This is a genomic window from Micromonospora sediminicola (genome assembly GCF_900089585.1).
Lineage (GTDB): Bacteria > Actinomycetota > Actinomycetes > Mycobacteriales > Micromonosporaceae > Micromonospora > Micromonospora sediminicola.
Map to the genome: position 1 here is coordinate 3138939 of NZ_FLRH01000003.1, position 23799 is coordinate 3162737.

Here is a 23799-nt window from a genome sequence, read left to right on the forward strand (position 1 = left end):
GGTCAGATCGGGAAGCGGCCACGCCGCCACTGCCAGTGGCGGCCGGCGCGGAGGTGGTCGACGACCGCGCGCTGGAGCACGGTGCGGCGCGGCAGCTCGTCGAGCGGCGTGCTCAGCGTGCGGAACACGAACCGCAGCACCTCGACGTCGCCGTCCAGCCCTTCCTGCTCCTCGTAGGGCTCCAGCGCGAACCGCCGCTGGAAGCGGATGATGTTCGAGTCGTCCGGCAGGTATTCGCGCAGTTGCGGGTCGAGCAGCCACGAGCCGCAGGAGAACTCCGTGTAGGGCTCGTCCGGGAAGTGGCGCGGGAAGAACGCGCGGGCCTCGTCGAGCGACGCCGTGACCGCCTGCGGGGTCAGCGGCCCCGCGTCGGGGATGTGCAGGCCGATGGTCTCGCCACGCTGGTGCTGGAGCCGGCCCAGCTCGTAGAGGCCGCCGCGGGTGTGCAGCGTCAGCCAGCTCTGCATGACCGGCCAGCCCTCGCCGTCCATCCGCCGGTCGACGGCCAGGTTGCGGCCCAGGTCGGCCAGCGTCGCCCAGGACACGGCGTCGGGCACGCCGTGGTCGCGGTGGTAGCCGCGCGTGACCGCCACCAGGGCCAGGTACGCGTAGACGTAGAGGTGCCGCCAGGCCGGACCCCGGTCGCGTGGCAGCGCCGGACCGGGCGGCAGCCACTCGTGGCCACCGAGGTCGGCGCGGACTATCGCGGTCGAGCGGTCGAGCAGCCAGCGCAGCTCCGGGGTCCACAGTGGGGAGCCCGGGTCGGGCCAGCCGGCCAGGATCTCGGCGGCGTCGTCCGGTGGCACCGCGAGGCGGTCCAGCAGGGCGGGCGCGTCGGCCCGTGTGGGCAACGGCGCCGACGGGTGGTCGGCGGCGAGCCGGTGCACGCGGTCGACCTCGTCGACCGGAACCCCGAGCCGCGCGGCGGTGTCGTCGAGATCCACGTGAGCGACCCTACCGACCGGCGGGGGCGCGGCGACAGGCCCGATCCCGGGCCGGCGTGCCGGTGCGCGTGGTGGAGGTCGCCGCAAGGTCGTGAAGAATACTTGCGGAACCGACCTCCATCAATGAGCATATCCTTCATGTTGACTGACGTGCATCGATGGGTGCGCGTCGGTTCCCCGGGTGGCCCAGGTGTGAGGAGTGCAGATGAGGATTCCCCTTCGACGCGTGGCCGGAGTGCTCGCCGCCCTGGCGTTGACCATCGCCGGGGTGCTGACGGGCCCGACCGCCGCGCAGGCGGCCACGCCCGCCTGGCCGACGTTGAGCGGCGGCACGTCCGGTCCGAACGTCGCGTCGGCCCAGTTCCTGCTCCGCCACCACGGCGGGACCCTGACCGTGGACGGCGCCTTCACGGCCGGGACCACCACCGCGGTACGGACGTTCCAGGCCGCCAACGGGCTCACCGCCGACGGGGTCGTCGGTTCCCTGACCTGGGCCCGCCTCGTGGTGACCCTGGACGCCGGCGCCAACAACAACGCCGTACGTGCACTGCAGACCGCGCTCAACAAGTACGGCTACGGCCTCACCGTCGACGGCGCCTGGGGCGCGGCCACCACCAACGCCGTGACCAGCTTCAAGACCGCCAGAGGGCTCACCGGCGGCGCCACCGTCGGCGCGACCACCTGGCAGTGGCTCCTCGGGGACGGTGGTGGTGGAGGCACCTACGCCCTGGTCATCGGGCGCTCGGTGCTGCCGCGCACCGAGTACGACGATCCGCACCACGACTATCCGGCGATCGACCTGCCCACCAACAGCGGCGTGACGACGTACGCGATCACCGCCGGCACGGTCGGCCACGCCGGCGGTGGGTGCGGCTACGGCATCGGCATCACCGCCGACGACGGCACCTACTACCTGTACTGCCACCTGTCCTCCCGGGCGGTGGCCGACGGGGCGCGGGTCGTCGCGGGCCAGGTCATCGGCTACACCGGCTCCACCGGCAACTCCACCGGCCCGCACCTGCACCTGGAGGTACGGGTCGGCGGCGCGAACCGCTGCCCGCAGAATCTCCTGCTGGCCCTCTACGACGGGTCGGCCGTGCCGGCCCCGGCCACCCTCCCGTCGACCGGCTGCACCTACTGACGGGGACGGGGCGGCGCGGGCGACCCGTCCGGATCGTCCGCGCCGCCCCGGGCGCTCAGGCGAGCTCCGCCCAGCGGGCGTACATGGTGAGGTCACGGACGGTGCGCCGGGTCAGCTCCGGCGGCACGCCGTCCCCCCAACCGGCGGCGACGGTCGCCGCCCTGCGCAGCTGCCGCGCGGCGGCGTCGGCCGACCGGTCGGGCAACCCGTCGGCCAGCAGCCGTTCGGCCGTGGCGAGCCGGAGCCGGACCCCGGCCGTGGTGGCGCCCGGCGCGCAGGCCGTGGCCTGACGCAGCGCCTCCCGCAGCGACGCCGTCCCGGCGCGGGCGGCGGCCCGGTAGTCGGCGTGCGGGACCGTCGCCCGGGTCCGGAACGTGCCTTCCCGCAGGGCCTCCTGCTGCCGGGCGTTGAGCTGGTTGTACGCGAACAGCGCCGCGCCGTCGGAGTCCGCGTCGTTCACCGCCCGCACCTGGTCGAGCATCAGATCGGGGGACGACCCCCGCAGCGGGCCGTAGGTGGCGGTGTAGAGCGGCACGTCGCCGACCCGGCGGCGCATCACGGCGGTGTCGTGCCCCACCGAGTCCGCGGAGGTGCCGAAGGACATGCCGGTGAGGAAGTCCAGCGTGCCGGCGTCGACCCAGGCGCCCCAGTTCTGGAACTTCTTGGCCAGCCCGTCGGTCGGGTCGGCGAACACGGCGGCGGAGAGCTTCCGGTCGCCGGCGACCCGCCGCTGCATCGTGCGGACCTGGTCGACGAACGTGGTGACCTGCTTCTCCCGCCAGGCGTTCCAGGTGGGCCACTGCGGTGATTCGGGGTTCAGCGTGAACGGGTCCACGCCGTGCTCCGCGGCGAACGTCGCCCGGCTGTACGCGGAGTAGGAGAAGTCCGCGCCGTAGGGCAGGGAGACCGGGTAGCGGATGTAGTCCAGGTGCAGACCGTCCACGTCGTAGCCGCGCAGGATCTCCTCGAACGTGGCGAGCACGTGGGTGCGTACCGCCGGGATCGCCGCGTCCATCCAGTAGTAACCGGGCTCCATCCGGGACGGCTGCGGGCCGGTCTTGCCGACGTCCTCGCGCTCCACCGCCGCCCACTCGGGGTGCGCGGTGAGCACCGGTCCGCCGCCGGACTCGACGCCGACGAAGAAGGTGTGCGTCCAGGCGTGCAGCTCGATGCCCCGGGCGTGCGCCTCGGCGATCCAGACCTTGAGCGGGTCGAAGCCGCGCATCTCGGGCCGCTGGGCGGGCATGCCGGCCCGCTCGGCGACCGGGCTCGGGTAGATGGTGTAGCCACCCCAGACCGTCTCGAGGAACACCATGTTGAACCCGGCCGCGGAGATCCGCTCCACCGTGGCGCGGATCTGCTCCGGGCTGGTCTCGATCGGGCGGACCCAGAGGCCACGGCCCTCCACCGGACGGGACTCACGGGCCCGGTAACCGGCCACGTCGGCGCGGCGGGCGGCGTCGCGGGCCAGTTCCGCGGCGCGTTCCGGCTCGGCGGCGGCGGCGTCGCGGGCCCGGCCCAGCAGGCCCGCCGCCTCGGCGAGCGCGGTGTCCACGGCGGCCGGGTCGAACTCCAGGCAGCTCGCCCGCGCGGCCTGGCCGGCCTGGCGCGCCGCGGACACGGCGCGTTCCGCGCCGAGCAGGAAGCTCTCCGCGTCGACGTCCACCGTGACGGTGTCACCCTCGACGGCCACCCGGGCGCCGAGCGGGGCGTTCCCCTCCAGCCAGGAACCCCGTGAGCCGTGCCCGGACAGCACGAAGCCGTCGGCGGGCACAGCGCTGTCACCGCCCTGACGGGCGACCACCCGGCCGTCGCGGACGGTGATCTCGTAGCCGAAGTCGTTGGTTCCGGTGCGCTCCCGACCGGCGGCGGGGGTGTAGACGACGAGTTGCTCCGCGCCGCGGCACCCCGGGAAGCACTCGCCCTTGGCCGGGTCGACGCCGGCCGGGTTGGTGGTGGCGGTCGGGTCGGTGGCGTCGACGGTGGTCGTGGCCCGCCGGATCAGCAGGTTGCGCAGCTGCACCCGCTCACCGGCGCGCAGCCTGTCGCGCAGCCACCGTCGGTCGTCGACGCCACCGGCCTCGGGTGGGGAGGCGGACAGCACGGCGCCGTCGGCCGGGATGGCGTTGTTGCCGGGCTTCGGGCAGGAGTCGAGCGCGGTGCAGACGCTGATCACGTCGTACGCCCCGCCGCCGGCGGCGCGCAGCACCGCCTCGCCGCCGAAGGCGTTGGTCTTCGTCTCGGCCCCCGAGTCGGGGGTGTAGAGGGCGAGCACGCCGGCGGCGCGCGACGACGGATCGATGGCGTCGATCGTGGCGGTGGCGCCGTCGGCGGTCACGACGGTCGGCGCGCCGGACTCGGCGGCGGGTGGGGCGGCGGGCGGGGCGGCGGTGGCGGGAGCGGTCAGCAGCCCGAGCAGGACCACGCCGGCCGCCCCGCCGGCGGTGGCCCGGCGTAGGGGAGTGGGGGTAGGCATGCGGCCCATCGTGTGGTCACTGGTACGGACAAGTCAAGGCTTCAATCGGATAAACAAACCGGACACCGGGCGCAAAAGACGAGCTGGGGCTTGACGCGGCGGTGATCGTGGTCCAGTGTCTCCGGCAACTGGTCCGTACCACTCATCCCCCACGCATGGAGGACCCTCATGAGGCGTACCCGCGCCTTCGCCGCGGCCGCAGTGGCCGCCGCGTTCTTCCTCAGCGGCTGCGGCCTGTCCAGCGGCGACGACGCCGGCGCCGGCGGCTCGAACGACCCGATCAACGGTGAGGTCAAGGGCGACATCACGTTCGCCACGCTGGCCCTGAAGCCCACCTTCGACGACTACATCAACGGTCTGATCGAGAAGTTCGAGGCGCAGCACCCGGGCACCAACGTGACCTGGGTCGACCTGCCGTTCCAGGGCGCCCAGGAGAAGATCACCAACGACGCCCAGGCGGGCACCCTGCCCGACGTGGTCAACCTCAACCCGAACTTCGCCCAGAAGCTGGAGAAGCAGGGCGTCTTCGTGGACATGGAGACCAACGCCGCCGACGTCAAGGACTCCTTCGTCCCCGGCGCGTGGGACGCGTTCAAGGTCCCCGGCCAGGCCGGCTCGTACGGCCTGCCGTGGTATCTCACCAGCGAGATCACCATGTACAACAAGGACCTCTTCGCCCAGGCCGGGATGCCCGGCGCCGCCCCGCCGAAGACCATCGACGAACTGCTCACCCAGGCTGAGAAGATCTCCACCGCCGGCAAGGGCCGCTTCTACGGCTGGCACCCGGCGCTGGAGAACACGTTCGTGCCGAACCTGGCGAAGCTGGGCGTCCCGCTGCTCAACGACGACGCCAGCAAGTGGACCTTCAACACCCCCGAGGCGGTCCAGTACGTCACCCGGCTGCGTGACCTCTACGCCAGCAAGGCGATCGCGCCGGACTGGCTGACCCAGGACCACGCCAAGGAGACCGAGGCGTACTCGGCCGGACGGGTGGCGCTGTTCCCGTCCGGGCCGAACTTCCTCAAGGTCGTCGGCCAGAACGCCCCGGCCGTCGCCAAGGCCACCGGGGTCGCGCCGCAGATCGCCAGCGCCGACGGCACCACCAACATGTCGGTGATGGGCCTGCTCGTGCCGAAGAAGAGCAAGAACCCGGCCACCGCGCTGGAGTTCGCCAAGTTCGTCAGCAACGCGGAGAACCAGCTCGCCTTCGCCAAGATCGTGACGATCCTGCCGTCCACCTCGGACTCGCTCAAGGACCCGTACTTCACCCAGGTGGACGCCGCCGACCCGACCGCGCAGGCCCGCCGGATCTCGGCCGAGCAGATCGCCAAGGCGCAGAACCTCACCCCGGTGCAGTGGGACGACCGCACCAAGGCCCTGGTGATCGGCAAGGTGCAGCTCGCCGTCAAGGGCGACCTCGACCCGAAGGCCGCTCTGGACCAGGCCGTGGACGAGGCCAACAAGCTGCTCGCCCGCTGACCCGCCGGCGCCGCCCGGCTCCGGCCGGGCGGCGCCACCCTCCCCTCCACGACAGGAGCTCACCGACGTGATCGGCCGTCGCTGGTACGTGCCCTGGCTGTTCCTCACCCCCGCGCTGCTCGTCACCGCACTGATGACGTGGGGGCCGCTCGCCAACACCGGCGTGCTGGCGTTCACCGACGCGCAGGCGCTCGGCGGGGGGCAGTTCACCGGGCTGGCCAACTTCACCCGGCTGGCCGACGACACCGAGTTCTTCCGGGCGCTCGGCAACACCGCGCTCTACCTGGTCGTCGTGGTGCCCGCGCTGGTGCTGCTGCCCCTGCTGCTCGCCCAGCTGGTGCACGCCAAGCTGCCCGGCATCGGCGCGTTCCGGGCGGTGTTCTACACCCCCGTCATCGCCTCGATGGTCGTGGTCGGCCTGATCTGGAGCTGGCTGCTCTCCTCCGACGGCCTGGTCAACGCCGTACTCGTGAAGCTGCGGGTGGTCGCCGAGCCGCTGCCCTTCCTCACCGACGCCACCCTGCTGCTGTTCGCCTGCATGCTGGTGACGGTCTGGAAGGGCCTCGGCTACTACATGGTCATCTACCTGGCCGCCCTGTCCAACGTGCCGAACGAGCTCTACGAGGCGGCCCGGGTCGACGGCGCCGGCGCGGTCCGCCGGTTCCGCTCGGTCACCGTGCCGACCGTCCGTCCCACCATGTTGCTGGTCGGCACGCTCGCGGCGATCTCCGCGACCAAGGTCTTCGCCGAGATCTACGTGATGTCCTCCGGCACCGCCGGACCCGGTGGGCAGGCCAAGTCGATCGTCTACTACATCCGCGAGGTCGGTCTCGGCGTCGACGGTGAGATCGGGTACGCCTCCGCGATGAGCCTGACGCTCTTCGTCGGCACCCTCGGCCTCTCCGTCCTGGCGCTGGTGCTGCGCCGACGCAGCGAGAGGAACGAGGCATGAGCGAACGCACCGAGCGGAGCGAGGGCCGTGAGGGCATGCCCGGCCAGCAGGGCATGAGCGAACGCACCGAGCGGAGCGAGGGCCGTGAGGGCATGCCGCGGGCCGCCCTGTCCACCCGGCGATCCGCCGGCGTCGGCCGGTTCGCCGGGCCGGCCCTGCGGTACCTCCTCCTGCTGCTGATGACCGTGCTGCTGGTCGGGCCGTTCCTCTGGCAGCTTTCCACCGCGCTCAAGAGCACCGGCGAACCGATCTACGGCCCGGACACCACGCTGTTGCCGGCCCACCCCACGCTGGGCAACTTCGGCAAGGTCACCGAGGTCATCCCGGTCTGGCGCTACATCGGCAACTCGGCGATCGTGGCGTTCGCCAGCGTCGTGACCAACTGCCTGCTCGGCGCCATGGCCGGCTACGCGCTGGCCCGGATGCGCTTCCGCGGACGGGGCGCGGTCTTCGCCGCCCTGCTCGCCTCGCTGGTCGTACCGTTCGAGGTGATCATGGTGAACGTCTTCCTCACCGTGCGCAGCCTCGGCCTGGTCGACACCCTGCTCGGCGTGCTGCTGCCCGGCGCGGTCAGCGGCCTGTCCATCCTGGTCATGCGCACCGCGTTCCTGGCCCTGCCGCGGGAGACCGAGGAGGCCGCCGCGATCGACGGCGCGGGAGAGTGGGCCCGGTTCTGGCGGGTCGCGCTGCCCAGCGTGCGCGGCTCGTTGGCGGTGGTCGGCGTGTTCAGCTTCCTGTTCGCCTGGGACGACTTCCTCTGGCCGCTCATCGTGCTGAAGAACCCCGACAACTTCACCCTCACCGTGGGCCTGCAGTACCTGTCCGGCACCTTCACCAACGACCAGCGGGTGGTCGCCGCTGGCACGATGATCGCGGTCGTTCCGCTGCTCGCGGTCTTCTTCGCCCTGCAGCGGATGTTCTTCCGTGGCATCGGAGAGGGAGGGGTGAAGGGGTGACCACCACCAGCGGCAACAAGACCGCCTGGAAGCACGAGGCGCTGTACACCGCGTTGCGCGCCGAGATCGGCGAGGCGCTGCGTCCGCACGACCCGCTGCCCAGCGAGCGGGAACTCGTCGCCCGGTTCGGGGTCAGCCGGGCGACCGTCCGGCAGGCCGTCGGCCGGTTGGAGGAGGAGGGCCTGGTCTACCGCGCCCAGGGCGCCGGCACGTTCGTGGCCGACCCGGCCACCATCTCCAAGTCCCTCGCCCTGACCTCGTTCAGCGAGGACATGCGCAGCCGCCGGCTCACCCCGGACTCCCGCCTGCTCGACCTCACGCTCGTCCCGGCCGGCGTGGCCGTGGCGCGGGAGCTGTCGCTGTCCCCCGGCGCCGAGGTGGCCCACGTCCGCCGGCTCCGCCTCGCCGACGGCCTGCCCATGTGCGTCGAGGAGGTGTGGTTGCCGACCGAGCGCGTCGGTGAGCTCGACGCCGCGCTGGTCTCCGGCTCCCTCTACGACGTGCTCGCCGAGCGCGGGGTCCGGCCGCACCACGCCGACCAGGTGATCTCCGCGACCGTGGTCGACGCCGACCAGGCCGCGCTGCTCGGCGTGGCGGCCTACTCGCCCGCGCTGCGGGTGGACCGGACCACCTACGACGGCACCGGCGTGGCGGTCGAGCGGGCCGAGAGCATCTACCGCGCGGACCGGTACGACTTCCGCATCACCGTGACCCGAAGGACGCCGTGACCGCCCCGCTCCTGGCCGCCGTCGACATCGGCGGCACCAAGACCGCCGCCGCGCTGGTGCGGGCCGGCGCGGTGCTGGCCCGTACCCAGGCTCCGACGCCGGCGCGCGACGGCGCCGCCGCCGTCCTGGATCGGGCCGCCGCGCTGGTCCGCTCGCTCGGCGGCGCGCCGGTGGCCGTGGGCGTCGGCGCCCCCGGCCTGGTCGACCCGGCGACCGGCCTGCTCACCGCCGCCACCTCGTCGATCAGCGACTGGTCCCGGGTGGACGTGCCGGGTGCCGTCCGGGACCGCCTCGGCCTGCCCGGCGCGGTGCTCAACGACGTCCAGGCGTTCACGCTCGGCGAGGCCGTGCACGGCGCCGGCCGCGGCCTGCCCACCGTGATCGGGGTGGCGGTCGGCACCGGCATCGGCGGCGGCGTGCACGTCGCCGGGATGCTGCTCAGCGGTCGATCGGGCGCCGCCGGGCACCTCGGCCACCTGCCCGTGCCGCAGGCGGTCGGCCGCCCCTGCCCGTGCGGCGCGACCGGGCACGTCGAGGCGGTCGCCGCCGGCCCGGCCGTCGCCGCGCGGTACGCCGAGCGCACCGGCGACCCGGTCGACCTGCCCGAGGTGGTGCGACGGGCCCGGGCCGGCGACGACGCGGCACGGACCGTCCTGGCCGAGGCGGGCGCCGCGCTCGGCACCGCCCTGGCCGGCCTGGCCAACGCCCTCGACCCGGACCGGATCGTGGTCGGCGGGGGCGCCGCCGTACCCGAGGTCCTGGCCGCCGCCGGCCCGGCCTTCGCCGCCGCCTGCATGCCGGTGCTGGGCCCGGTGCCGCTGGTCCCGGCCGCGCTCGGCGCGGACGCCGCGCTGGTCGGCGCCGCCGAGGCCGCCCTGCGGACGCTTGAGGAGGGCAGGGTCCGCCGATGATCGACATCGCGCTCGTACCGCTGGACGACCGGCCGGTCTGCCGGTCGCTGCCCGCCCTGGTCGCCGCCGTCGCCGGCGCGCACGTCCAGGTCCCACCGGCCGACCTGCTGCCGGCCCAGCGGCGGCCCGGCGACCCGGACGGGTTGGCGCGCTGGCTCGCCGGCCGCCGGGCCGACGCCACGGTGGTCGCGCTGGAGACGCTGGGGCTCGGCGGGCTGATCGCCTCCCGGCTGCGCGACGACCCGGTCACCGCCGTGCTCGGCCGCTGGGCCGCCCTGCGCCAGGGCCCCGCGCCGGTCTACGCCGCCACCGTCGTGCAACGCACCCCCGACGCGGACGACGCCGGCGAGGAACCCGACTACTGGGCCCGGCACGGCCGCGCGCTGCACGCGTACTCGGCCGCGCTGCACCGGGGGATCGGCGCCGCCGAGCTGCCCGTCACCAACGTGCCGGCGGCGATCCGCCGCGACTTCCTGCGCCGCCGGCAGCGCAACCACGTGCTCAACCAGGCCGCGCTCGGGCTCGCCGCCGAGGGCGTGCTGGACACCCTCGTCGTCGGCGCGGACGACACCGCCGTCGCCGCGGTCGGCACCGCCGAGTGGCAGTGGCTGCGGACCTGGACGTCCTGGCTGGAGCTGACCGACCGGGTGCTCGCGCACCCGGGCGCCGACGAGATCGGCGCGGTGCTCGTGGCCCGCGCGCTCGCCGCGGCCGCCGGTCACGCGCCCCGGATCGCGGTCGCCTGCGCCGATCCGGACGGGCTGGACCGGGTGGCCCGCTACGAACCGGTGCCGGTCGGCGTCGGCGTGGCCAGCCAGGCCGCCGCTGCCGGGGCCGAGGTGGTGGACCACGCCGCCGCCGACGCGGTGCTCGTGGTGCACCCGCCGCAACCCGGCGACGCCGACTGGGCGACCGCCCCGCCGGCCGACACCGACCCCGGGCCGGCCGCGCGTACCGCCGCACTGGTCCGCCGGCTGCTCGCCGAAGGCCGGCCGGTCGCCCTGGCCGACTGCGCGTTGGGCAACGGCGCCGATCCCCGGCTGGTGGCCGAGCTGGCCGCCGACGGCACGTACGCCCGGCTGGCCGGCTTCGCCGGCTGGAACACCGCCGGTAACACCGTCGGCAGCGCGCTCGCCACGCTGGTGGCCTACCAGGTAGGACGGGCCGCCGGCACCCTCGACCGGTCCGCCGCCCGCCGGCTGCTCGCTCACCGCCTGGTCGACGACCACGTCTGGATGTCGTACGCCCGGCCCCGGCTGCGACGCGAGCGCGGCACCGACCCGACCCGGCACGACCACGTCCCGGACGCGGAGACCGCGCGGGTCACCGACCGGATCGAGCATCTGCTGCGCGAACGGTGGCGGCACCTCGACGCGGTGCCGGGCTTCGCGGTCGCCGCCGGCTCGGTGTGCCTGCCGTGGCACCGCACCTACGAGATCGACTTCACAGTGGAGGAAGACCGGTGAGCACTCCCGAACCGACAGTGACCGCCGACGTGGCCGTGGTCGGCGGTGGGCTCGGCGGGGTGGCCGCCGCGCTCGCCGCCGCCCGCGCCGGCGCCACGGTGGTCCTCGTCGAGGAGCTCTCCCGGGTCGGCGGTCAGGTCACCACCCAGGCACTGCCCGCGTTGGACGAACACCCGCACATCGAGAGCTTCGGCGCCTCCGCCGGCTACCGGGCGTTCCGCGACACCGTCCGCGCCCACTACGGCGGCACGGCAAACCCGGGCGGCGGCTGGGTGAGCCGGCTCTGCTTCGAGCCGGCCGTCGCCGGGCAGGTGCTGGACGCGACCCTGGCCGAGGCGAAGGTGACGGTGCTGACCGGCCGGTCCCCGGTCGCGGCGCGGGCCGAGGGCGGCCGGATCCACGACGTGACGCTGACCGACGGCACCGTGCTGGCCGCCGCCGTCTTCTGCGACGCCACCGAGCGCGGCGACCTGGCCCCGCTCGCCGGGTTCGCCACCGTCACCGGCTCGGAGGGCCGCGACGCGCACGGTGAGCCGGACGCCGTGCCCGGCGCCCCCGACCCCGCCGCCCAACAGTCGTTCACCTGGTGCGCGCTGGTGGAACACCACCCCGGCGCGGACTTCACCGGGCCCGCGCCCGCCCGCTACGCCGAGCTGCGGCACCGGCTCTCCTTCGACATCGCCGGCTGGGACGGCGGCGTGCACCGGTACCGGATGTTCACCGACGGCCCGGACGGGCGGCCGCCGTTCTGGACCTACCGCCGGCTGCGCGCCACCGCGCCGGAGCTCGCGGTGCTCAACTGGGCGTCCAACGACTGCGCCGGGTACGACCCGATCGGTGACCCGGCGGGCGCCGAGCGGGCCGGTCGCGAGCTGACCGCCGCGTTCGTGCACTGGCTGCGGACCGAGGCGCCCCGCGAGGACGGTGGCCGGGGCTTCCCCGGGCTGCGCCTGGCCCCGGAGGCCGCCGGCACGGCCGACGGCTTCGCCGAGGCGCCGTACCTGCGTGAGTCACGGCGGATCGTGGTCGAGCGGCCGGTCACCGGCCACGACCTCGCCCCCGTGCCCGGGCGGGCCCGGGCGCGGCACCTGGCCGGCTCACTCGGCGTCACCTGGTACCACGTGGACCTGCACGAACGCACCGGTCACCCGGATCCGGTCTACCGGGAGACCGCGCCGTTCACCATTCCGGCCGACGTGCTCGTCCCCCGCGGCGCGGTCAACCTGCTGGCCGCCGCCAAGAACCTCGGCGCCACCCAGGTCGCCGCCGCCGCGTACCGGGTGCACCACGGCGAGTGGGCGGTCGGTGAGGCGGCCGGGGCCCTCGCCGCCCGGGCCGCCCTGGACGCCCGGCCGGTGGGAGCCGTCCGCGACGACCCGGCGTTCCTGCTCGCGGTGCAGCGTGACCTGGTCGCCGCCGGCGTGCCGCTGGCCTGGGTGGCCGACGTGCCACCGGACGACCCGCGCTTCGCCGCCGTGCACCTGGCCGCCGCCCACGGGGCGGTGGAGGGGGAGCGGGCCGCCGACCTGGCGGTGGAACCCGACCGGTCGCCCGGACCGGAGGACCTGGCCGCGCTGCGCCGGGCCGCCCGGTCGCTGGGCGCCGACCCGTCCCTCGTGGACCCCGATCGCGCCCTCGGCGCCCTGATGGAGGACATCGTCCGATGACCGTGCTCGACGCGATCCGTGGCCGGCTGGTCGTCTCCTGCCAGGCCGATCCCGGTGAACCGCTCGACGACCCGGCGCACATGGTGGCGCTGGCCCGTTCCGCGCTGCACGGCGGCGCGGCCGGCATCCGCGCCCAGGGGCTGCGCGACCTGCGGGCGCTGCGCGCGGCGCTGCCCGACACCCCCCTGATCGGGCTGGTCAAGGACGGTGCCGAGGGCGTCTACATCACCCCGACGTTGGCGCATGCCGAGGCGGTGGCCGCCACCGGTGTGCAGATCGTCGCGCTCGACGGCACCCGGCGGCCCCGCCCGGACGGGCTCACGCTGGCCGAGACCGTGGCCGGGCTGCGGCGGCGGCACCCCCGGGTGCTGGTGATGGCGGACGTGGCGGACGCCGCCGACGGTCACGCCGCCGTCGCCGCCGGGGTGGACCTGGTCGGCACCACGCTCTCCGGCTACACCGGCGGCGCGGTGCCGCACGACCCGGACCTGGAGCTGATCGGCACGCTCGTCGCCACGCTCCCGGTGCCGGTCGTCGCCGAGGGCCGGATCAACACCCCCGACGAGGCCGCCGCCGCCCTGCACCACGGCGCGCACGCCGTGGTGGTCGGTACCGCCATCACCCGGCCCGCCGTCGTCACCGCCCGCTTCGCCGCCGCGCTCGTCACCAGCCGGGAGATGTCATGACCGTGCACGTCGTCAGCCACACCCACTGGGACCGCGAGTGGTACCGGCCGATGGAGTCCTTCCGGGCCCGCCTCGCCGAACTGGTCGCCCGGGTGTGCGACCAGCTCGACGCCGGCGAACTGCGCCGGTTCCACCTCGACGGGCAGACCGTCACCGCCCTGGACGCGCTCGCCGTCCGCCCCGACCTCGCCGACCGGATCCGGGCCCACGCCGCCGCCGGCCGGCTGCACGTGGGGCCGTGGCACGTGCTCGCGGACAACCAGCTCGTCTCCGGCGAGAACCTGGTCCGTAACCTGCTCGCCGCCCGCCGGGTCGCCGCCGACCTGGGGCTGACGCTCGCGGACGTCGGCTACTGCCCGGACGCCTTCGGCCACCCCGCCGACCTGCCCCGGGTGCTGCGCGGCTTCGGTCTGGACACCGCGCTGGTCTGGCGGGGCGCGCCCCCGCGCCTGGCCCGGTTCCGCTGGCGCGCCCCGGACGGCTCCGAGGTGCTCGCGGTCAATCAGGGCTACTACGAGCCGGAGGTGCTCTGGGACGCGGCCTCCGCCGCCGACCGGCTCGCCGCGTTCCGCGACAGGCAGGCCGGCCGGGACGCCGACGGGCCGTACCTGCTGCTCAACGGCGGCGACCACCTGGCACCGCGACCGTTGCCCGCGGGCCTGGCCGACGGCGCGGCGGTGGAGAGCACGCTGGCCGGGTACTTCGCCGCGATCCGCGACGCGGTGCCGGCGGAACGGGTGGTCACCGGTGAGCTGCGCCACCCGGGCGACTGGTTGACGTTCGTGCTGGCCGGCACGCTGTCCACCCGGCTCTATCTGAAGCAGGCCAACGCCGCCGCCGAGACGCTGCTGGAGGCGTGGGCGGAGCCGCTGACCGTACGCGCCGGCCGCGCCCACGCGGTCGGCCTGCTCCGGCACGCCTGGGACGAGCTGCTCCAGAACGCCCCGCACGACTCCATCTGCGGTTGCTCGGTGGACGAGGTGCACCGGGAGAACGAGGTGCGCTTCGACCGGGCCCGACAGGCCGGCGAGCACCTGGTCGAACGCGCCCTGCTGGACCTCGGGCTGGACACCCGGCTCGCCGGTGACCCGGTGACCCGGGCCGCCGCCCTGGTGGTGGTGAACCCGCACGCCGCACCGGTGACCGGCCCGGTCGTGGTGGACGTGCACACCGCGCCCGGGCACACGCTGGCCGGGCTGGTCGACGCCGACGGCGCGCCGGTGCCGTACGAGCTGCGGGAGACCGGGCCGACGCCGTTGTTCTGCGCCGACCTGGACATCCTGCCGGACACCCGGGACACGCTGCGGCACCGCGTCGCCTTCGTCGCCGACGCCCCGGCCGGCGGCTGGACCGGCTACACCGCGACCGTCGTCCCGGGCGAGCCGGCCCCCGTGCCGGCCGGCGTCCCGGGCCGTTCGGTGACCCGGGGCGACTGGACCCTGACGGTGGCCGACGACGCCTCGTTCACCCTCACCGACGCGGCCACCGGCCGGACCCTGCCCGGGCTGGGCCGCCTGGTCGACGTCGGCGACGCCGGCGACACCTACACCTACGACCCGCCCCGCCGCGACGAGTCGGTCACCCCGACGCTGCGCGAGGCGTGGGTCCACGACGGCCCGGTCGCCTCCCGCCTCGTCGTCCGCGCCGACCTCGACGTCCCGGCCGGCCTCACCGCCGACCGGAGCGCCCGGTCGGCCGAGCGGGTGGTGCTGTCGCTGACCGTCACCGCCACGCTCTGGGCCGGGGTGCCGGAGCTGGACTGGCGGCTGGAGTTCGACAACGCCGCCGACGACCACCGCCTCCAGGCCCACTTCCCGACCGATGCGCCGGCCACCGACTGGACCGCGGACGCCCACTTCAGCCTGCTCACCCGCCCGCTCAAGGCGGCGCTCGGCCCGCTGCCCGAGCAGCGCGGGTACGAGGCCGACGCGGGCGTCGCGCCGGTCCGCTCGCTGGCCACCCTGCCGGGTCTGACGGTCCTCGCGCCGGGGCTGCCCGAGGTGCAGGGCATCGCGGGGGAGCGGCCGTCGCTGGCGGTGACGGTGCTGCGCGCGGTCGGCTGGTTGTCCCGGCCCGACCTGCGGGCCCGCACCGCCGGCGCCGGACCGCAGCTGCCCACGCCGGAGGCGCAGTGCCGGCGGCGGATCACCGCCGCGATCGGGGTACGCCTCGACGACGGCGAGTCCGCGGTCACCACGGCGGCGGCGCACCGGCGCGCCCCGCTGCGGGCCTGGCAGCTGCGCCCCGGTGCGGTGGCGCCGGTCGCGACCCCGGGCCTGTGCGTGGACGGGGCGCAGGTGTCGGCGTACAAGCCGGCCGAGGACGGCGACGGCGCGGTGCTGCGGCTGGTCAACCCGACGTCCGCGCCGGTCGTGGTGACGGTGTCGGGGCTCGTCGGCACGCCCGTGGAGTGCGATCTCGCGGAGCGGACGGTGGGTGGCGCGGTGGCCGGCGACCGGATCGCGCTGGGCCCGTTCGCGACGCGCAGCTTCCGCGTCACCGGCTGAGCGCTCGGCGTCTGGAGTGGGGGTCCCGCCGGCTCGCGTGCCGGTGCGGGCCCCCGCACCGATTTCGGCCCGCGCGCATTGTCCGGCCGGGCCGGCTGCCGTACGCTCGGTCCCGGCTCGCCCTCACGACCCGTGAGGAGCACTCATGCCCTGGAACCGCCTGCTGACCCTCGGGGTCGGCACCTGTGCGGCGGTCACTCTCAGCCTGCCGGTCGCCGCCGTCCCGGCCTCGGCCACCCCCTCCCACCACCGCGCCGGCGGCAGCCTGGTGCTGGTCGGCGGCGCGCTGGCCGACGACAACCGGGAGATCTACGAGGACATCGTCCGGCTGGCCGGCGGCCCCGGCCGGGCCCGGATCGGCATCGTCACCGCCGGCGCCCCGGTGCCGGCCGAGGACCCCGACGCCGGCACCCCGGACTGCAACAACAGCGTCTGCAACGGTGACTACTACGCCGACCTGTTCCGGTCCTACGGGGTGGCCGACGCGCAGTGGATCCCGATCGACCTGGACCACCCGGCCGCCGCCGACGACCCGGCGGTGGTGCGGCAGATCGAGTCGATGACCGGCTTCTTCTTCGGCGGCGGCGACCAGTACCGCTACGTCACCACCATGACGCGGGGGACGGCGCAGCGGGACAGCGCCGCGCTGGCCGCCGTCCGGCGCAAGCTGCGCGGTGGCGCGGTGGTCGCCGGCACCAGCGCCGGCGCGCAGATCATGGCCGGACGCGACATGATCACCGGTGGTTCGACCGAGCCGGGGCTGCGCGACGGTGCGAAGCCGGGCTACTTCGACGACCCGGCGGTGCTCGGCTACCTGCCCCGGGGCGGGTTCGGGTTCTTCACCGCCGGGCTCGTGGACACCCACTTCTCCCGTCGCGGGCGGGAGGCGCGCTCGATCCGGCTCGCCTCGGACACCCGGCACACCCGGGTCTTCGGGCTGGACGAGAACACCGCGCTGGAGGTGACCGGCGTGGGTGGTCGCCGTACCGCGCTGCGGGTGCTCGGCCAGCGCGGGGTCAGCGTCCTCGACCTGCGCCGGGCCCGGGTGACCGACCACGGTGGAGTGTGGGGGATCGAGGGCGTGCGGTGGAGCCGGCTCACCGCCGGCGACGCCTACCTCGCGTCGCGCTGGACCGTGGTGCCGGCTGCCGGCAAGCCGCGCGTGCGGCCGGCGGTGGGACCGTGCACGGCGACCCCGTCGGAGGACGTCTTCTACGACTACGCCATGGTCGGCCTGGTCGAGGAGGGGCTCGCCGCCCGCACCGGCTGCGTGGCGGTCGGCGGCACGTCGTACGAGAAGGACCCGCAGTGGGCGGCGCGGTTGACCCGAGGCTCCGGGTTCGCGGCCTTCCGGGGCACGACGGCGACCACGTTCACCGACGTGGTGGTCGGCATCCGACCGGCCTGACGTGGGCGCGGCGGCGCCGGGCCGGACGCCCGGCGCCGCCGTCACGAAGATGTAACAGAAGTTACGTATTGAGCAGTGAACTTAATGGATGTAACTTCTGTTTCATCGCTTCGTGGCCCCTCGGAGGTGCCCATGTCCCCTTCCCGCAACTCCCGTCGACTCGCCGTGACGGCCGCCGCCGCCGCGCTGCTCACCGTCGCCCCGCTCGGCGTCACCGCCGCCCACGCCCAGGTCACCCGGGTACGCCAGGGCAGCGCCACCGACGCCAGCCGGGCGAGCTGGTCCGGCCCGGCGTACACCATGAACGGTTCCGGCGGCATCGTCACCGCCACCATGACGAAGGCGGTCGACGCCATCCGTGGCGGCACCGGCGCGATCGACGTGGTGGTGATCGCCGGCTCCGGCTCCGGCACCCCGGAGTGCGACGTGATCACCCCGTTGGCCGGCGTCAACTCGTGCACCACGCTCACTCTCACCGCGGCCAACGACGGCAACAACAGCCAGGTCAACACCGACGTCCGCAACGCCGAGTTCGTCTACTTCGCCGGCGGCGACCAGTGCCGCTACGTGGCCTGGAAGGGCACCGCGCTGGAGGCGTCGGTCGAGTCGGTGGTGGCCAAGGGCGGCGGCGTGGGCGGCGGCAGCGCCGGGCACCACGTCAACAGCGACGTGGTCTACGACGCCTGCGCCGCCAGCGCCACCTCCTCGGGCGCGCTGGCCAACCCGTACGACCGGTCGCTGACGTTCACCACCGGCATGTTCCGCTGGCCGAACTACGCCGGCACGATCAACGACTCGCACTTCGTCACCCGCGACCGGATGGGACGGACCATGGCGTTCGTGGCCCGCGCGGTCAAGGACGGGCTGGTGCCCGGCGGCAAGGCGTGGGGCGTCGGGGTCGAGGAGGGCGCGTCGCTCTACCTCGACCGCGCCGGCCGGGCGACGCTCAGCGGCCCGAGCGCCTACGTCGTGCTCGGCGACCACCAGCCCGAGGTGGCCGTCTCCGGTCAGCCGCTCACCTACACCAATTTCAAGATCTGGAAACTGACCAACGGGCAGAGCTACGACTTCGCCAACCGGCCCACCTGCGGCTACTACCTGCGCAGCGTCCGCGCCGGGGTGCCGGACGCCAGTCTCTACAGCGGCACGCCGGTCACCGACTGCTCGACCACCCCGCCGCCGTCGGGCGGTTCCACGTTCGCCGAGGCGGAGCCGAACGACTCCCGTACGGCCGCGAACGACATCTCCGGGCTGACCTTCCCGGCCACCGTGACCGGGGACATGAAGAGCACCTCCGACCGGGACTACTTCTCCCTCACGCTCGGCAGTGGACAGACGCTGACCGTGAACTGCGCGGTGCCGACCGCGTACGACGCCGACCTCTACCTGCTCAGCGCGAGCGGGAGCACGCTGACCCGCTCGGTGAACGACGGCGCCGGGGCGGACGAGTCGGTCACCCTGACCCGGACCGCGTCCGGCTCGGCCACCTACCACCTCGACCTGGAGGCGTACGCCGGCTCCGGCACGGCCGACTACGCCTGCGTGGTCGCGAAGTCCTGACCCGGCACCCCCCGAAGGGTCCGCGGGCGGGCGGCGACGCCCCGCCCGCGGACCCGCCGCCGTCGCCGGGAGCGACGCGGCGGGCCGCTACGCTCTGCTCGTGTCGAACCCCGATGACGAGACCCAGGCCGTGGGGGTCGCGGCGCTGATCCGCCAGCGGCTCGGTGAGTGCAGCCCGGCCGAACGCCGGGTGGCCCGCGCCCTGCTCGCCTCCTATCCGTCCGCCGGCCTGGGCACGGTCGCGGCGCTGGCCGAGCGGGCCGAGGTGAGCGCGCCGACGGTGTTGCGTTTCCTGTCCCGGCTGGGCTTCGGTGGTTACCCGGAGTTCCAGCGGGCGCTGCGCGACGAACTGGCCGAGCGGGAGACCTCGCCGCTGATTGCCTACCGGGCGACCGAGCGCAGCGGGGCGCCGCCGCGCGGGGCGCTGTCCCGGGCCGCCGCGGCGCTGCCCGAGGCGGTGGGCGGCACGCTGGCCGACCTTCCGCAGGGTGAGCTGGACGCGGCCGTGCGCCTCTTCGCCGACCAGCAGTACCGGGTCACCGCGGCCGGTGGCCGGTTCTCCGCGCTGTTCGCCAACTACCTGGTGCTGCACCTGATGCAGGTGCGGGGCAACAGTCGGCTGCTGCCCGCCGGCCCGGTGGAGCGGGCCGACATGCTGGTGGACGTCGGCAAACGGGACCTGGTGGTGCTCTTCGACTTCCGGCGGTACGAGGAGTCGACCCTGGCCCTGGCCCGGGAGGTGACCGGCCGGGGCGCCCGGGTGGTGCTGTTCACCGACCGGTGGCTCTCGCCGGTGGCCGGTCTGGCCGAGGTGGTGCTGCCCAGCCGGGTCGACTCGCCCTCGCCCTACGACAGCTTCGTGCCCACGCTGGCGCTGGTGGAGACGCTGGTCGCGGCGCTGATCGACCGACTCGGCCCGGTGGCCGGCGCCCGCCTCAAGGCGATGGAGGGGGCGCAGCAGGCGTTCGGCGTCCGCTGAAACGTACGTTACAGAAAACTGTAACCACACCGAGATCGTAACGTGAGTTACAGTCCGGGGGCTGGCTGTTCCGGCCCCCGGAAGGACTCCCCATGCGCATCCGTTCCCTTGCCCTGCTCGGCGTGACCTCGGCGCTGCTCGCCGCCACCGCCGCCTGCGGCTCCTCCTCGGCCGGTGGCTCCACCGACGAGATCACACCCGTCTCGGTCACCATCGACGGCGTCGGCGCCGTCGAGACCGACAAGGCCCTCGCCGCCAAGGTCCCCGCCGACGTGCGCGGCCGAGGCGGCGTCACGGTCGCCACCAACGCCCCCTACCAGCCGTTCATCGACTTCAAGGTCGAGGGCCGCACCGACGAGTTCGTCGGCCTCGACCACGACCTGTTCCAGGCCGCCTCGGCGCGGCTCGGCCTGAAGGCCACCTTCACCCAGCAGCCGTTCGACGGTCTGGTGCCCGGCCTGCAGGCCGCGAAGTACGACGCGATCGCCGGCGGCATCACCGACAAGAAGGAACGCCAGCAGGTCGCCACGTTCGTCGACTACTCCGCCTCCGGCACCGGCTTCCTGGTCGCCGCCGGCAACCCGCTCGGCGTGAAGACGGTGGCCGACCTCTGCGGCCGCACGGTCGCCGTGCAGAAGGCCAGCAACCAGGCGAAGAACCTGGCCACGTACGCCAAGGAGAGCTGCGCCGGCCGGCCGTTGCAGGTCAAGGAGTACCCGGAGAACCCGCAGGCGGTGCAGGCGCTGATCGCCGGCAACGTGCAGGTCGTCGCCGCCACCCGGGTGAACCTGGTGGACACCGCCGGCGCGCTCGCCGGCAAGGCCGAGCTGGTCGACGACCCGTCCTCGCCCAACGGCTGGCTGGCCAGCCCGAACGGCTTCGGCTTCCTCAAGGCCCAGAAGGACCTCGCCGAGGCGTACCGGGCCGCCGTGCAGTCGCTCATCGACGACGGCACCTACGGCAAGATCCTGGCCCACTGGAAGCAGACCCCGATCGCCGTCGAGAAGGCCACGATCGACCAGGCCATCGACTGACCCGGCGGACCACCGCCCCCCGATCCGCGGTCGCCGGGCGCCCTCTGATTCCGTGAGGGCGGGCCCGGAGGCGCCCGGCGACCGCCGCACCCCCTGCCGGAGGCACCCCCGCGATGACCACCCCCGACACCCCGGCGGTACGGGTCGTTCCCGTCCGTCACTACGGCCGCTGGCTGACCGCGCTGGTCGTGGCCGGCCTGGCCGCCCTGTTCCTGCGGGCGCTGCTGAGCAGCCCCAACCTCGAACCCGGCACGGTCGCCCACTACCTGTTCCAGGACTACGTGCTCGACGGCGTGCTCACCACGCTCTGGCTGACCCTGCTCGCCATGGTCCTCGGCACCGCCGGCGGCATCCTGCTGGCCGTGCTGCGGCTGTCGGACAACCCGGTGCTGCGCGGCGTGTCCTGGACGTTCATCTGGGTCTTCCGCGGCACCCCGCTGCTGGTGCAGATCATCTTCTTCGGCTTCCTCGGCGCGCTCTTCCCCCGGCTCACAGTGACCGTGCCGTTCACCGGCACCGTCCTGTTCGACCGGCCCACCAGCGTGGTGGTCACCGGCACCGTCGCCGCCGTGCTCGCGCTGTCGCTCAACGAGATGGCGTACGCCGCCGAGGTGATCCGCGGCGGCATCCTGGCCGTCGACGGCGGCCAGACCGAGGCCGCCGCCGCCCTCGGCATGGGCCCCACGCTCACCCTGCGCCGGGTGGTGCTGCCCCAGGCCATGCGCGTGATCATCCCGCCGATGGGCAACGAGACCATCACCATGCTCAAGTCCACCGCGCTGGTGTCGATCATCGCCGGGCGGGACCTGATGACCGCCGTGCAGAGCGTCTACCAGAACAACTACAAGGTGATCCCGCTGCTCGTGGTGGCGGCGATCTGGTACCTCGCCCTGGTCAGCCTCCTCTCCGCCGGCCAGTGGCTGGTGGAGCGCCGGTTCGGCCGCGGCTTCGCCCGGGGAGGCGTGCGATGACGGCGATGGTCCGTGCCGAGGGTGTCACCAAGCGGTTCGGCCCGGTCGAGGTGCTCAGGGGCATCGACCTGACCGTGGCCCCCGGCGAGGTGGCCTGCCTGCTCGGCCCGTCCGGCTCCGGCAAGTCCACGTTCCTGCGCTGCGTCAACCACCTCGAGCGCATCGACGGCGGCCAGCTCGCGGTCGACGGCGAACTGGTCGGCTACCGCCGCCACGGCGACCGGCTGCACGAGCTGAAGGCCCGCGAGGTGGCCGTGCGACGCCGCGACATCGGCATGGTCTTCCAGCGGTTCAACCTCTTTCCGCACCTCACCGCGCTCGGCAACGTGACCGAGGCGCCGGTGCGGGTGCTGCGGACCCCGCGCGGGCGCGCCCGCGAGGAGGCGCTGCGGCTGCTCGACCGCGTCGGCCTGGCCGACCGCGCGCACCACTACCCGGGCCAGCTCTCCGGCGGGCAGCAGCAGCGGGTGGCGATCGCCCGGGCGCTGGCCATGCGCCCGAAGCTGATGCTCTTCGACGAGCCCACCTCGGCGCTCGACCCGGAGCTGGTCGGGGAGGTGCTGGACGTGATGAAGGGCCTCGCCGCCGACGGCATGACCATGGTGGTGGTGACCCACGAGATGGGCTTCGCCCGCGAGGTGGCCGACCAGGTCGCGTTCCTCGACGAGGGCGTGGTGGTCGAGGTCGGCCCACCGGACGAGGTGCTCGGCCGCCCCCGGCACGAGCGCACCCGCGCCTTCCTCGACAAGGTGCTCTGATGGATCCGCTGCTCGGCGCGGCCGGCGACCGGCTGTCCGCGTACCACGACCGGCTCGCCCGGCTGGTCGCCGTCGACTCCGGCTCCGGCCAGGTCGACGGGCTGCGGGAGGTCGGTGACCTGGTGCAGGGCTGGTGCCTCGGCGCCGGGCTGGCCGTCGAGCGGGTGCCGGTCGCCGACGCCGCCGGCCAGGCACTCGGGGACGTGCTGATCGCCCGCCGCCGTGGCGCGGGGACCCGGCGGATCCTGCTCGCCGGCCACCTGGACACCGTCTTCCCGCCCGGCACGGCCGCCGCGCGCCCCTTCCGGGTGCAGGACGGCCGGGCGTACGGCCCGGGGGTCAGCGACGACAAGGGCGGCGTGCTCGCCGGGCTGGCCGCCGTCGAGGTGCTCGCCGCGCTGGACCGCCACCGGTACGGCGAGCTGGTGCTGGTCTGCACGCCCGACGAGGAGATCGGTTCGGTCGGCAGCCGGCCGCTGCTGCGTACCCTCGGGGCCGAGGCCGATGTGGCGCTCTGCCTGGAGTGCGCCCGCGACAACGGCGACCTGGTGTCGGCCCGCAAGGGCGTCGCCGACCTCGCGGTGACGCTGCGCGGGCGGGCCGCGCACGCCGGCATCGAGCCGGAGCGGGGTGCCAACGCGCTGCTCGCCGCAGCCCGGCTGACCATCGCGTTGGACCAGCTCAACGGCCGTTGGCCCGGGGTGACGGTGAACGTGGGCGCGCTGGAGGCGGGCGGCCGGCCCAACGTGGTCGCCGACCGGGCCCGGATGCTGGTCGACCTGCGCGCCTGGCGCACCGGCGAGTACGAGGCGGCGCTGGCCGAGATCCGTCGGCTGGTCGCCGAGCCGGTGGTGTCCGGTGTGCACGCCGACCTGACCGTGCACGCGCCCACCCCGCCGTGGGAGCCGGGGCCGGCCGGGCGCCGGCTGGCCGAGCTGGCGGCGAAGGTGGGCGCGGGGCTCGGCGTACCGGTCTCGCACACCGCGACCGGCGGCTGCGCGGACGCGAACCTGCTGGCCGAGGCCGGTGCCGCCGTGCTCGACGGGCTCGGCCCGATCGGCGGCGCCGACCACAGCCCGGGGGAGTGGCTCGACCTCGACTCGGTGGTGCCCCGGGTGGCGCTGCTGGCCGGCCTGATCGACGCGATCGGAGCGGGGGACCGCATCGGCATGTAGC

19 protein-coding genes are annotated in these 23799 nt (G+C 74.6%); 17 read left to right on the forward strand and 2 right to left on the reverse strand.

Annotated elements, in window-relative coordinates:
• Positions 1 to 2: 2 nt before the first annotated feature.
• Positions 3 to 944: an acyltransferase domain-containing protein gene (locus tag GA0070622_RS15030; protein WP_091573867.1), complete on the reverse strand. Its 942-nt coding sequence runs from the start codon at positions 942 to 944 to the stop codon at positions 3 to 5.
• A 205-nt stretch (positions 945 to 1149) separates the two neighbouring features.
• Here GA0070622_RS15030 and GA0070622_RS15035 point away from each other — a divergent pair, with 205 nt between their 5' ends.
• Entirely contained in the window at positions 1150 to 2085 is a 936-nt protein-coding gene (locus GA0070622_RS15035; RefSeq protein WP_091573868.1) for a peptidoglycan-binding protein, read from the forward strand.
• A 55-nt stretch (positions 2086 to 2140) separates the two neighbouring features.
• On the opposite strand, the gene GA0070622_RS33460 is transcribed toward GA0070622_RS15035, so the two are convergent.
• Complete coding sequence (locus tag GA0070622_RS33460; protein WP_091573869.1) at positions 2141 to 4561, reverse strand: glycoside hydrolase family 10-like protein; 2421 nt, start codon at positions 4559 to 4561, stop codon at positions 2141 to 2143.
• Between the two features lie 168 nt (positions 4562 to 4729).
• On the opposite strand from GA0070622_RS33460, the gene GA0070622_RS15045 reads away from it, so the two are divergent.
• The 16 genes from GA0070622_RS15045 to GA0070622_RS15120 all read left to right on the forward strand — a co-directional run bounded on the left by GA0070622_RS15045 (position 4730) and on the right by GA0070622_RS15120 (position 23798).
• Positions 4730 to 6040, forward strand: a complete 1311-nt coding sequence (locus GA0070622_RS15045; RefSeq protein ID WP_091573870.1) for an ABC transporter substrate-binding protein — start codon at positions 4730 to 4732, stop codon at positions 6038 to 6040.
• A gap of 67 nt (positions 6041 to 6107) precedes the next feature.
• Positions 6108 to 6992, forward strand: coding sequence for a carbohydrate ABC transporter permease (locus GA0070622_RS15050; protein ID WP_216642321.1), 885 nt, complete (start codon positions 6108 to 6110; stop codon positions 6990 to 6992).
• A gap of 53 nt (positions 6993 to 7045) precedes the next feature.
• Positions 7046 to 7948: a carbohydrate ABC transporter permease gene (locus GA0070622_RS15055; protein ID WP_091577431.1), complete on the forward strand. Its 903-nt coding sequence runs from the start codon at positions 7046 to 7048 to the stop codon at positions 7946 to 7948.
• Complete coding sequence (locus GA0070622_RS15060; RefSeq protein ID WP_091573871.1) at positions 7945 to 8676, forward strand: GntR family transcriptional regulator; 732 nt, start codon at positions 7945 to 7947, stop codon at positions 8674 to 8676. Before GA0070622_RS15055 ends, GA0070622_RS15060 begins: the two co-directional genes overlap by 4 nt.
• A complete protein-coding gene (locus GA0070622_RS15065; RefSeq protein ID WP_091573872.1) occupies positions 8673 to 9587 on the forward strand; it encodes an ROK family protein in 915 nt (304 codons plus the stop codon). Before GA0070622_RS15060 ends, GA0070622_RS15065 begins: the two co-directional genes overlap by 4 nt.
• Entirely contained in the window at positions 9584 to 11053 is a 1470-nt protein-coding gene (locus GA0070622_RS15070) for a DUF4127 family protein (RefSeq protein WP_091573873.1), read from the forward strand. Before GA0070622_RS15065 ends, GA0070622_RS15070 begins: the two co-directional genes overlap by 4 nt.
• Positions 11050 to 12720 (forward strand): FAD-dependent oxidoreductase, encoded by a 1671-nt coding sequence (locus GA0070622_RS15075; RefSeq protein ID WP_176710493.1) that lies wholly within the window; start codon positions 11050 to 11052, stop codon positions 12718 to 12720. Before GA0070622_RS15070 ends, GA0070622_RS15075 begins: the two co-directional genes overlap by 4 nt.
• Entirely contained in the window at positions 12717 to 13406 is a 690-nt protein-coding gene (locus GA0070622_RS15080) for an N-acetylmannosamine-6-phosphate 2-epimerase (protein WP_091573875.1), read from the forward strand. The genes GA0070622_RS15075 and GA0070622_RS15080 overlap by 4 nt, the downstream gene beginning before the upstream one ends.
• Complete coding sequence (locus tag GA0070622_RS15085; protein WP_091573876.1) at positions 13403 to 15913, forward strand: glycoside hydrolase family 38 N-terminal domain-containing protein; 2511 nt, start codon at positions 13403 to 13405, stop codon at positions 15911 to 15913. Before GA0070622_RS15080 ends, GA0070622_RS15085 begins: the two co-directional genes overlap by 4 nt.
• A 145-nt stretch (positions 15914 to 16058) precedes the next feature.
• Complete coding sequence (locus tag GA0070622_RS15090) at positions 16059 to 17321, forward strand: cyanophycinase (protein ID WP_091573877.1); 1263 nt, start codon at positions 16059 to 16061, stop codon at positions 17319 to 17321.
• A 132-nt stretch (positions 17322 to 17453) separates the two neighbouring features.
• A complete protein-coding gene (locus GA0070622_RS15095) occupies positions 17454 to 18881 on the forward strand; it encodes a hypothetical protein (RefSeq protein WP_091573878.1) in 1428 nt (475 codons plus the stop codon).
• Between the two features lie 100 nt (positions 18882 to 18981).
• On the forward strand, positions 18982 to 19860 hold the full coding sequence (locus GA0070622_RS15100) for a MurR/RpiR family transcriptional regulator (protein WP_091573879.1): 879 nt from the start codon (positions 18982 to 18984) through the stop codon (positions 19858 to 19860).
• A 92-nt stretch (positions 19861 to 19952) separates the two neighbouring features.
• On the forward strand, positions 19953 to 20894 hold the full coding sequence (locus GA0070622_RS15105; protein ID WP_091573880.1) for a transporter substrate-binding domain-containing protein: 942 nt from the start codon (positions 19953 to 19955) through the stop codon (positions 20892 to 20894).
• Between the two features lie 113 nt (positions 20895 to 21007).
• Complete coding sequence (locus GA0070622_RS15110) at positions 21008 to 21865, forward strand: amino acid ABC transporter permease (protein WP_091573881.1); 858 nt, start codon at positions 21008 to 21010, stop codon at positions 21863 to 21865.
• A complete protein-coding gene (locus GA0070622_RS15115; RefSeq protein WP_281186998.1) occupies positions 21862 to 22623 on the forward strand; it encodes an amino acid ABC transporter ATP-binding protein in 762 nt (253 codons plus the stop codon). Before GA0070622_RS15110 ends, GA0070622_RS15115 begins: the two co-directional genes overlap by 4 nt.
• On the forward strand, positions 22623 to 23798 hold the full coding sequence (locus GA0070622_RS15120; RefSeq protein ID WP_091573883.1) for a M20/M25/M40 family metallo-hydrolase: 1176 nt from the start codon (positions 22623 to 22625) through the stop codon (positions 23796 to 23798). The genes GA0070622_RS15115 and GA0070622_RS15120 overlap by 1 nt, the downstream gene beginning before the upstream one ends.
• Position 23799: the final 1 nt, after the last annotated feature.

Coding starts and splice junctions, on each gene's coding strand:
- GA0070622_RS15035 (WP_091573868.1), top strand. CDS start 1,150: ATGAGGATTCCCCTTCGACGCGTGGCCGGAGTGCTCGCCGCCCTGGCG.
- GA0070622_RS33460 (WP_091573869.1), bottom strand. CDS start 4,561: ATGCCTACCCCCACTCCCCTACGCCGGGCCACCGCCGGCGGGGCGGCC.
- GA0070622_RS15045 (WP_091573870.1), top strand. CDS start 4,730: ATGAGGCGTACCCGCGCCTTCGCCGCGGCCGCAGTGGCCGCCGCGTTC.
- GA0070622_RS15055 (WP_091577431.1), top strand. CDS start 7,046: ATGAGCGAACGCACCGAGCGGAGCGAGGGCCGTGAGGGCATGCCGCGG.
- GA0070622_RS15070 (WP_091573873.1), top strand. CDS start 9,584: ATGATCGACATCGCGCTCGTACCGCTGGACGACCGGCCGGTCTGCCGG.
- GA0070622_RS15080 (WP_091573875.1), top strand. CDS start 12,717: ATGACCGTGCTCGACGCGATCCGTGGCCGGCTGGTCGTCTCCTGCCAG.
- GA0070622_RS15085 (WP_091573876.1), top strand. CDS start 13,403: ATGACCGTGCACGTCGTCAGCCACACCCACTGGGACCGCGAGTGGTAC.
- GA0070622_RS15090 (WP_091573877.1), top strand. CDS start 16,059: ATGCCCTGGAACCGCCTGCTGACCCTCGGGGTCGGCACCTGTGCGGCG.
- GA0070622_RS15095 (WP_091573878.1), top strand. CDS start 17,454: ATGTCCCCTTCCCGCAACTCCCGTCGACTCGCCGTGACGGCCGCCGCC.
- GA0070622_RS15105 (WP_091573880.1), top strand. CDS start 19,953: ATGCGCATCCGTTCCCTTGCCCTGCTCGGCGTGACCTCGGCGCTGCTC.
- GA0070622_RS15110 (WP_091573881.1), top strand. CDS start 21,008: ATGACCACCCCCGACACCCCGGCGGTACGGGTCGTTCCCGTCCGTCAC.
- GA0070622_RS15115 (WP_281186998.1), top strand. CDS start 21,862: ATGACGGCGATGGTCCGTGCCGAGGGTGTCACCAAGCGGTTCGGCCCG.
- GA0070622_RS15120 (WP_091573883.1), top strand. CDS start 22,623: ATGGATCCGCTGCTCGGCGCGGCCGGCGACCGGCTGTCCGCGTACCAC.